Origin of the sequence: Vagococcus silagei, assembly GCF_004795745.1 — a bacterium.
GTDB lineage: Bacteria > Bacillota > Bacilli > Lactobacillales > Vagococcaceae > Vagococcus > Vagococcus silagei.
Map to the genome: position 1 here is coordinate 1 of NZ_SDGV01000036.1, position 9,637 is coordinate 9,637.

11 protein-coding genes are annotated in these 9,637 nt (G+C 35.0%); 8 read left to right on the forward strand and 3 right to left on the reverse strand.

Features of this window, described 5'->3' with window-relative positions:
* Positions 1 to 282, reverse strand: a 282-nt coding sequence (locus ESZ54_RS11940) for a transposase (protein ID WP_136137409.1), incomplete at its 3' end; no start/stop codon positions are given.
* A 411-nt stretch (positions 283 to 693) separates the two neighbouring features.
* On the reverse strand, positions 694 to 1,434 hold the full coding sequence (locus ESZ54_RS11945; RefSeq protein WP_136137883.1) for a MurR/RpiR family transcriptional regulator: 741 nt from the start codon (positions 1,432 to 1,434) through the stop codon (positions 694 to 696).
* Positions 1,435 to 1,559: 125 nt separating this feature from the next.
* Here ESZ54_RS11945 and pfkB point away from each other — a divergent pair, with 125 nt between their 5' ends.
* From pfkB to ESZ54_RS11985, 8 genes are all read left to right on the forward strand, one after another.
* Entirely contained in the window at positions 1,560 to 2,489 is a 930-nt protein-coding gene (gene pfkB, locus ESZ54_RS11950; protein ID WP_136137884.1) for a 1-phosphofructokinase, read from the forward strand.
* A 1-nt stretch (position 2,490) separates the two neighbouring features.
* Positions 2,491 to 3,879 carry a PTS fructose transporter subunit IIC gene (locus tag ESZ54_RS11955; protein WP_136137885.1) on the forward strand — a complete coding sequence of 463 codons (1,389 nt, stop codon included), beginning with the start codon at positions 2,491 to 2,493 and terminating at the stop codon, positions 3,877 to 3,879.
* A 15-nt stretch (positions 3,880 to 3,894) separates the two neighbouring features.
* Positions 3,895 to 4,338 (forward strand): fructose PTS transporter subunit IIA, encoded by a 444-nt coding sequence (locus ESZ54_RS11960; RefSeq protein ID WP_136137886.1) that lies wholly within the window; start codon positions 3,895 to 3,897, stop codon positions 4,336 to 4,338.
* A gap of 8 nt (positions 4,339 to 4,346) precedes the next feature.
* Positions 4,347 to 5,318: a tagatose-bisphosphate aldolase gene (gene lacD / locus ESZ54_RS11965; protein WP_136137887.1), complete on the forward strand. Its 972-nt coding sequence runs from the start codon at positions 4,347 to 4,349 to the stop codon at positions 5,316 to 5,318.
* A 156-nt stretch (positions 5,319 to 5,474) separates the two neighbouring features.
* Positions 5,475 to 6,353, forward strand: a complete 879-nt coding sequence (locus ESZ54_RS11970) for a helix-turn-helix domain-containing protein (protein ID WP_136137888.1) — start codon at positions 5,475 to 5,477, stop codon at positions 6,351 to 6,353.
* On the forward strand, positions 6,350 to 7,297 hold the full coding sequence (locus ESZ54_RS11975; protein ID WP_136137889.1) for an FAD:protein FMN transferase: 948 nt from the start codon (positions 6,350 to 6,352) through the stop codon (positions 7,295 to 7,297). The genes ESZ54_RS11970 and ESZ54_RS11975 overlap by 4 nt, the downstream gene beginning before the upstream one ends.
* On the forward strand, positions 7,294 to 7,902 hold the full coding sequence (locus ESZ54_RS11980; protein ID WP_136137890.1) for an NADPH-dependent FMN reductase: 609 nt from the start codon (positions 7,294 to 7,296) through the stop codon (positions 7,900 to 7,902). Before ESZ54_RS11975 ends, ESZ54_RS11980 begins: the two co-directional genes overlap by 4 nt.
* Before the next feature lie 18 nt (positions 7,903 to 7,920).
* A complete protein-coding gene (locus ESZ54_RS11985) occupies positions 7,921 to 9,159 on the forward strand; it encodes an NAD(P)H-dependent oxidoreductase (protein ID WP_136137891.1) in 1,239 nt (412 codons plus the stop codon).
* Positions 9,160 to 9,313: 154 nt separating this feature from the next.
* Here the strand turns inward: ESZ54_RS11985 and ESZ54_RS11990 are convergent.
* Positions 9,314 to 9,637, reverse strand: a 324-nt coding sequence (locus ESZ54_RS11990; RefSeq protein ID WP_162615058.1) for a transposase, incomplete at its 5' end; no start/stop codon positions are given.

Consider the following 9,637-nt stretch of genomic DNA (forward strand, 5'->3'; position numbering starts at 1 on the left):
GCCAAATAGAAATCCTAAACTAAGCTTAAATCGAACATCTTGCTTAATTCTCATAACTAAAGCTTTAATTGTTGGAATGCCTTCTAAAAAGCTCACTAAAACAGCACGAAGTGCTGCTTCGTAATTAATGGTAACTGGCGCGCCGACAGTATTCTCTTTTTGAAATAAAGCAATCAATGGCGTTAGCTCTAATGGGGAGAAAAACTCTTGATATTTTACTTCAATCTCAAGTTCTTGTAGAATTTGGATGTCAAAAAGCGTTGGTTGTTGTATGATAGACATAGGAATCTTCCTTTCTGTTTAAGAGTCTGTCAGGACATCATAATTATAACAGATGGGGAGGTTCTTATTTTTATTGTTTTTAGAACGCTAATGTATCAAGGCATCATAATTATGAAATTAGCTCATATAGATTGTTTGTGGCTAGTTTTTGTTTTGATTACTTTAACACCTGAGATAGACAGGATTTTTTTGGCTGAGCTTCGGCATTAAGTCAATCCTGATATTTTGACAAAAACAGTCAAATTATCAGGCTCGCCTTACTGCTCAGCCCAAAGCACCAAAAAAATCACCTTATTAAACGGGGTTCAGTGAGCTGGGCTTCGGCATTAAGCTAATCATCCGAATCTGGTAAAAACCACCAGTTTCGTATGCTTATCTTACTGCTCAGCCCAAAACGCTCACTGCATCACCTTAATTTGTCCTTATCACGTATGAATCGATAATAATTCTTCCGATGATTGATAATGGGAGGCGGGAATGGACTTCGTATTCTGGGATGTAGGTGTCCATGCTTTTAAAGCCAACGAAGAGTGAATCGGCTAAATTCGCGAGCCGGCTAGTTTCGTCGGTGGTCATCACGATGGTATGGATACCGTTTGCTTGGCAATTGTGGGCAGCGACGACTAGTTCTTCTGTTTCACCACTTAGCGAAATACAAATCATAATATCACCTTTTTCGATACTATTGCTACGAATTTTAATGATATTTGGGTCATCATGGACTTCGCAATATTTATTTAATAGTTGAAATTTGATGGCCATTTCATTTGCAATCCAAACTGAAAAGCCTCGGGCAAAAATAAAAATTCGTTTAGAGTCTTGAATGGTTTGAATAGTATCTTCGATAACATCACTACTTAAATTAGAAATAGTATTCAAAACTTCAATTTTATTTTTATTAATGGCTTCTTTGATTTTGTTATCCGCAATATCCATTGACATTAAGTCTTCTTGATTAGCAGCCTTTAACGTGTGTTTAAACGATGTGTAGCCATCATATCCCTTTTTCTTCATGGTTCTAACAATCGTTGCTGTGGAAACATTGGCATTTTCGCTTAATTTGATAATACTCATCTTGGAAACTTCTGTGATATGTTCTGTAATGTATTGCCAAAGATACGCTTCAGAATCACTCAATCGCTTATTTGACATGATTTACCAACACTTTCTTTTTCTAGATTGTAAAACTTTTCAACATCTACGTTGAATTATAGTCAAATATGAAAACATTTTCAACTTTAGGCGTGGCATAATGGGATCATGAGAGGAGGAGTTGGATGATATATACACTTACAATGAATCCAGCCATTGATTTATTTTGTCAAACGACTCACTTGATTCCTAAAATCGTGAATCGAACAAACAATGATGATGTCCAAGCAAATGGTAAGGGCGTAAATGTTTCGTTCATATTAAAAAAATTGGGGATTGAAAACAAAGCAATGGGGTTTTCAGCAGGATTTACAGGTAATTATATAGAAGAATCACTGCAAGAACAAAAAATTGAAACCGATTTTGTGACACTGAAATCAGGTGTGACACGGATTAATGTTTTTGTTAAGGATGAAGAAGCGGCTACTGAGTACAAAATTGTCAACTCAGGCCCGGAAGTTTCTCCTGAGGCGCAGAAAGAATTATTAGAAAAAATTAAAATGATTTCTAAAGGTGATTTTTTAGTTGTATCGGGAAGCTTGCCACAAGGGTGTGAACCTAGTATTTTGATTGAGATTGCAAAGATTTGCCAGAATAATCAAGTTAAATTAGTGGTGGATACAAGTTATCATGAAGTGCTCGATCTATTACCTTATCAGCCATTTCTATTAAAACCTAATGATGAAGAGTTAGAGCTTTGGTTTGATACTGAAATTGCGAGCACAACTGAATTAGTTAAATACGGGGAAAAACTAATCGACATGGGTGCACAGAATATTTTACTGTCATTAGGTGAAGAAGGTGCACTATATTTGAATCAGACAACAAAACTCCTAGGCAATGCGCCAGTAGGGGAAGTCGTAAATACGGCTTGTGCGGGAGACACAATGTTAGGTACATTCTTGGCATATTTGATGAAAGAGGCTACCTTTGAAGTGGCACTACAAGAAGCAATTGCAGCAGGTAGTTCTACGGCTTTTCGTGAGGGGTTAACTGATTTTTCAGATACAGATGAGTTGAAGAAACAGATTGAAATAAAAAATTGGAGGGAATAACATGGCAACATACAAAATTTTAGCAGCAACAGGTTGTCCAACGGGGATTGCACATACGTATATGGCAGCAGAAGCATTAGAACAAGCAGCAAAGACTAAAGGAATCACAATTAAAGTTGAAACGCACGGTCAAATTGGGATTGAAAATGAATTGACAAATGAAGAAATTCAAGCAGCGGATGCAATTATTATTGCCGCTGATAAAGATGTCCAAAGTGAACGATTCGCTGGCAAACGCGTGATTGAAGTACCAGTGAGTAAAGGTATTAAAGATGCAGAGCAATTAATTGATGATGCATTGCAAGGCAGAGGTCGTATTTTTAAAGGCAACAGCGAAGAAGTTGCTTCAAGCGACCAAAAAGATCCAACAAACATAGGACATAAAATTTATAAACATTTGATGAATGGTGTTTCTCACATGCTACCGTTCGTTGTTGGTGGCGGTGTTCTAATCGCCGTTTCATTCTTATGGGGAATTTATTCAGCTGATCCAAATAATGCACAATACAACGAATTTGCGGCAATGTTAAAAACAATCGGTGGTACATCAATGGGCTTGATGGTTCCAGTTTTATCAGCTTATATCGCAGAAAGTATTTCTAAGCGTCCAGGTTTGATTGTTGGTTTTGTAGGGGGTATGATAGCTTTAACAGGTGAAACTGGCTTCCTAGGCGGAATTGTTTCAGGTTTTATTGCAGGTTACATTATTATTATTCTATCTAAGTTGTTTAAAAAATTACCAAAATCATTAGACGGTTTAAAAGTTATTTTCTTATATCCAGTAATTGGTGTTTTCTTAATTGGTATCATTATGACATTCTTATCAAGTCCAATGGCGGGTATTAACAAAGCAATGATGGACTTCTTAGCAGGTTTTGAAAATTCAAATCCATTAATTTTAGGCATTATTGTTGGCTCAATGAGTGCTTTTGATATGGGTGGACCAGTTAATAAGGCAGCTTATGTTACAGGTACAGCACTTTTAGCTCAAGGTAATACAACATTTATGGCTGGTGTATCAGCAGCATGTATCGCGCCACCATTAATGACAACAATTGCAGTATTATTCTTCAAAGATGCGTATACAAAAGAGGATCGCAATGCTGGTTTTGTAAACTTAATTTTAGGTTCAACACATATTACAGAAGGTGCGATTCCATTTGCAGCAATGAATCCATTAAAAAATATTCCAGCAATGATGTTAGGTTCATCAGTTGCCGCAGTTTTAACGTATCTCTTTAAAGTTCAAGTTCCTGCTCCACATGGTGGATTCTTAGTGTTGCCAGTTGTAACTCATGGTTTACTATGGATTCTAGCAATTCTAGCCGGAGCAATGGTCGGAGGATTATTACTTGGCTTTATCCAAATGCGTAGTAAAAAAACCAAATAAAGGAGTATAGATCATATGATAAAAGCAGAACATATTTTTGTTAATCAAACATTTGCCACACAAGCTGAAGTTTTTAAATATTTAGCATCCCAAATTAAAGCTTTAGATTTAGCTGAAGATGCTGAAAAAGTTGAAGCAGCTCTTTTTGAAAGAGAAAGTCAAAGTACAACAGGGATGATGGATGGTTTTGCTATTCCTCATGCTAAAAGTGCGACAATCAAAGAACCAACTGTTTTATTAGTGAAAAATAATCTTGGTTTAGAGTGGGATTCATTAGATGGTAAACCAATCGAAGTGATTATTGGTTTGTTTATTCCAGAGAATATGGCAGGCGATACACATTTAAAATTACTTTCTACAATTTCAAGAATGTTAATGAAAGCAGATTTTAAAGCACAATTAAAAGAATTGAATACAGAAGTAGAATTAGCAAACTTATTAAATAGTGGATTGGAGTAAAAGCGGGGATGAATGACAATAAATTAAGTTGTATGGAAAGACTTTCGACAGAGAATCATATTATTGCAGCATTAGCAATTGATCAAAGAGGGGCTCTTAAAAAAATGTTAGCAGCTGAAAAATTTGAAGGGGATCAAGAAGCTGCGATTGTTGAATTAAAAACATTGGTATCTGAAGAACTAACGCAATATTCATCTTCAATTCTTTTGGATCCAGAATATGGTTTACCAGCGGCAAAAGTTCGTAATGAAAATGCGGGATTGTTGTTAGCATATGAAAAAACAGGTTACGATGCGAGCGTTGCGGGACGCTTACCGGACCTATTAACTGATTTTTCAGCATTAAGACTAAAAGAAAATGGTGCTGATAGTGTTAAGTTTCTATTGTACTATGATGTGGATGAAGCGACTGAAATTAATGAACAAAAGCATGTTTTTGTTGAACGTATTGGGTCTGAATGTAAGGCTGAGGGTGTGCCGTTCTATTTAGAACTTTTATCTTATGATGCTGAAAATAGTGATAACTTAAGCAAAGAATTTGCCAAAGTAAAACCACATAAAGTGATTGATATGATGAAAGAATTTTCAAAAGAACGTTATGGCGTGGATGTCTTAAAAATGGAAGTTCCTGTTAATATGAATTATGTTGAGGGCTATGCAACGTCTGAGGCGGATGTTGTCTATACTCGTGAAGAGGCTCTAGGATTCTTTAAAGCACAAAGTGAAGCAACTCAATTACCATTTATTTTCTTAAGTGCTGGTGTGAGTGCTGATCTATTTAAAGAAACGCTATACTTTGCCAAAGAAGCGGGCTCAACATTTAACGGTGTTCTTTGTGGGCGTTCAACTTGGAAAGGCGCAGTAGCTGTCTATGTTAATGAAGGTGTAGCAGCGACAAAACAATGGTTACAAACAAGTGGTCGTGAAAATATTGAGTCTTTAAACAAAGTCTTAAAAGAAACAGCAACTCCTTGGAAATAAACTTAAGAATCGTTTGTGAGAAAAAACTCACAGACGGTTTTTTATATATAAAAAATTATATATAATTGACTTTATGTATATAAAAAGTTAATATATGGATATATAATATTGTGAAATACATCTCAAACTGATGTTAAGGAAAGGGGGTAAATATAGATGAATATTGATCGATTCATTGCATCAAGAAAAGAACTAGGGTTATCACAAAGTGAACTAGCAGAAGGCATTTGTACGCAAGCGACCTTAAGTCGTTTTGAGAATAATGGTCAAGTCCCAAATTTGAAAATAGTGTTGAAACTATGTCAAAAATTAAATTTACCACTAAGTGACCTCTTCTCTAAAGTCGGCTTTAAATATACCGAAACAATTTCAAAATTAAATGAAATAGAATTTTTGTTAATTACTTGTGAGTATGAAAAAGCGCAATCTTTATTAACGCAAGTTTCAGTTAAAGAAGTTGATGCGTCAGAGATTTGTTTAAGATATCTATACCTAAAAGGTTTCTTGATGGCTTTGCAAAAAGAAAAAGATACTGATGTTTTATTTGTTTTTGATCAAATTCTTTTAGACAACGACTTGAAAGAAACTGATATTTATCGCTTACTAGCCTATACAGGTGTTGGTTTAGTTTATATGGAAAATAAGGAACTTGAGAAAGCGGAATATTATTTTAATAAAGTGTTAGCACAAATTTATCATTATTCAATTGAAACGACGGAAGACATTTGGCGTGTTCTTCATATTGTGTTTCAATGTGGTGTCTTTTATTCAGAGATTAATGAATTAGAGGTTAGCAATGCCTTACTAGAATATGCTGTATTAATTTGTTCTGATAATCATGTCACTTATTATCTAGCTCGCGCTTATTTTCAATTGGTTTTGAATAGCCTCAAAGAAGATTTAGCAAGTGAAATCGTGCTTGAACGTTTGTATGATGCGCGGGCATTTGCCAAAATCAATCATAATGATAAACTATTGGATTCGATAGCAGCACTGGAAAAGCAACTTTTACCAGAAAAGGAGGACGCGATATGACATTTAGAAATCGCGTTATTCATCTAATGGGCACAGTTATTTCTTTGCAGATTGACCATGAAAAACCAAATGATATTCTTGATTCGCTGGAAGTGAAGTTGAAAGAGTATGAACATCGTTTCAGTGCAAATGATGAAACTTCGGAGTTAATGAAAATTAATCAAAATGCTGGTATCCAATCAATAACTGTCGACCCAGAATTATTTGAATTGATTGCAATTGGAAAAAAACATAGCATGGCAAGTGATAGTTTACTAAATATTGCGATTGGACCATTGGTGCAATCTTGGCGTATAGGTTTTTCAGATGCAAAAGTACCTAGTGAACTAGAAATCAAAGAAAAATTAAGCCTGATTGATCCTGGAAATATTTGCTTGAATTCAGAAAATAAAACAGTTTATTTGAATAAAAAAGGGATGAAAATTGACTTAGGTTGTTTAGCGAAAGGTTATATTGCTGATTGTTTGCTGCATGACTTAAAGAAATTAGGTGTTAAGTCAGCGTTGTTAAACTTAGGTGGCAATATAGTGACGCTCGGTCCATCGCCGAAAGCTACATTTTGGCGCATAGGTATTCAGCATCCAGATTTAGAACGCAATCAATCACTTGAAGTTTTAAAAGTTGAGGACGAATCGGTTGTTACTTCTGGAATCTATGAACGGCATCTTGAAAAACAAGGTAAATCATATCACCATATCTTAGATCCTAATACTGGTTATCCAGTTGAATCAGAAATTCTGAGTTTAACAATTGTCTCTAAAAAATCTGTCGATGGTGAAATTTGGACTACGCGTCTTTTTGGAAAAACGGAACAGGAAATTTTGCTTGAACTTAACAGACAACCAGGTGTTGAAGGCTATATCGTTACAAAACATGGCTGTTCTTATTCGAATGGTTTAAAAAATAAATTAATGATAACAAAGAAAGAGGGCATATTATCATGAAAAAAATTATTGGTTTAGTTGGAACAAATTCTAAGAAATCGACAAATCGTCAATTACTTGAATTTATCCAAAAACATTTTGCAGATCAGTTTGAAATGGAGTTAGTTGAAATTAAATATTTTCCAATTTTTAATAAACCAGATAGTAATGCTGTTCCGGGTTTTGTCCAAGAAATCTCAGCTAAGATTGAAGAGAGTGATGGTGTCATTATCAGTACCCCGGAATATAATCATGCTGTTCCAGCGGTCTTGATGAATGCTTTAGCATGGCTGAGTTATCATAACTATCCTTTTGTTGATAAACCAGTCATGATCACTGGGGCTTCATATGGCACACTTGGTTCATCAAGAGCCCAAGCACATTTACGTCATATTCTTGATGCACCAGAGATGAAAGCGCGTATTATGCCAAGTTCTGAATTTTTATTGAGCAATTCTTTACAAGCTTTTGATGAAAATGATGATTTAAATCAATTGGATCAAGTTGCGAGATTAGAAGAATTGGTAGCCGATTTTATGACGTTCATTGATATTATGAGTCAATTAAATCATGGTAAAAAAACACATAAAGAAGACGCAGCTAAATTTTCTTGGGAAAAATTATAAGAAGAGGAGTAAACTAAAATGAAACTTATCGGAATTGTCGGTTCAAACGCAGAAGTGTCATATAATCGTCTACTATTAAAATATATGGAAAAACAGTTCAAAACATTAGTTGATATTGAATTGATAGAGATTAAAGATGTACCAATGTTTAATCAGGATGATGATCAAACTGAGAGTAGTATTATTCAAAAATTTAATCGTAAAATAAGTTATGCCGATGGTGTAATAATTGCCACACCGGAACATAATCGAACAATCACACCGAGTCTTAAAAGTTTTTTAGAATGGTTATCTTTCAAAATTCATCCACTAGAAAACAAACCAGTGATGATTGTTGGTGCTTCTTATTATGATCAAGGGTCATCGCGCGCGCAATTACATTTGCGCCAAATTCTTGAAGCGCCAGGTGTTAACGCGATGGTTATGCCAGGTAATGAATTTTTACTTGGTAAAGTTAAGAGTGCATTTGACGATTCAAATAATTTAAAAGATGAGAAAACAAAAACAATCTTAGAAGAAACGCTGAAAAAATTTATGAGATATGTCGAAGTTGTATCCGTCTTAGAAGGTCCGAAGAAACCGATTGCTGAACCAGAAGATCTATTTGCAACTGGTAAAATTGCAACGACTATCGAAGGAATTGAGATGGCAGCTGAAGATTGGGTTGAACAAGCCGCAGAAAAAGTTAACGCAGTTTCAGGAAATGATTATGTTAACTTAAATCGTGGTATTTTAACAGTTGATCAATTGAATTATTTTTTAGCTTCAATCCCAATGGAATTAACATTTGCAGACAGCAACAATCAATTTATTTATTATAACCGTGTGAAACCAAGAGAAGAGATGCTTGCCGGCAGAACACCAGCTCAAGTTGGAAATGCTTTAGCATACTGTCACCCTGAGTCAACATATAAAGGTGTGGAGTGGGTGATTCAGCAATTAAGAACGGGTGCCCAAGAACTAGTGAAAGTTCATATTCCAACAGGTGATAGTGATTCATTTGTTGTCCACAATTATCAAGCAATGTATGATGACAACGGCGAATATGCCGGCTTGAATGAGTATGTTTTTGATTATCAACCATTGATTGATTTTTACTTACAACAAACAGGTCAAAAATTGATAGGTGATATCGATGCTGTCTCAGGAGCAAGTGAGTCTTCAAATGACACCAAGGCAGACGCAGTGTCTGGAGCGAGTGAATCAACAAACGAAACCAAAGTTGACGCTGTATCGGGAGCTTCTGAAAATAAATAAGTAATCGGATAAAGTTAGTCGCAGTCAATTTAGTGATTGATTGTGACTATTTTTAAAAGTTAACTCAGTAAAAAATACTAATTGAGCTAATTTCATAATTCACTTTTTAGAAAAGTAAACACTCGACCAATTTCAAAATCATTGTTTTTTGAAGTTAAGCGACTAGTTCTTTTCTATATTTCTCTTGTGACAATCGTTGTGCTGCAAAATTCTTTAAATTATAAGCTAGTTGAATCAATAATAGTTCCACTTGAACAATTTCTGATTGATAGTGTGTCGTATCATTTAATTTCATATGTTCTTTTAGATAGCCATTCACTCTTTCAACTGCACTTCGTTTAGCGTATAGTTTTTCCCAAGCTTTTGTTCCGCGTGCAGGATGATTAAATTTTCGTATATCACTACTTTGTTTGATTTTTATTACTTTCTGACATATTTTTTCATGAAATAGTGGACATTCACGACATTTTTGAAGTGG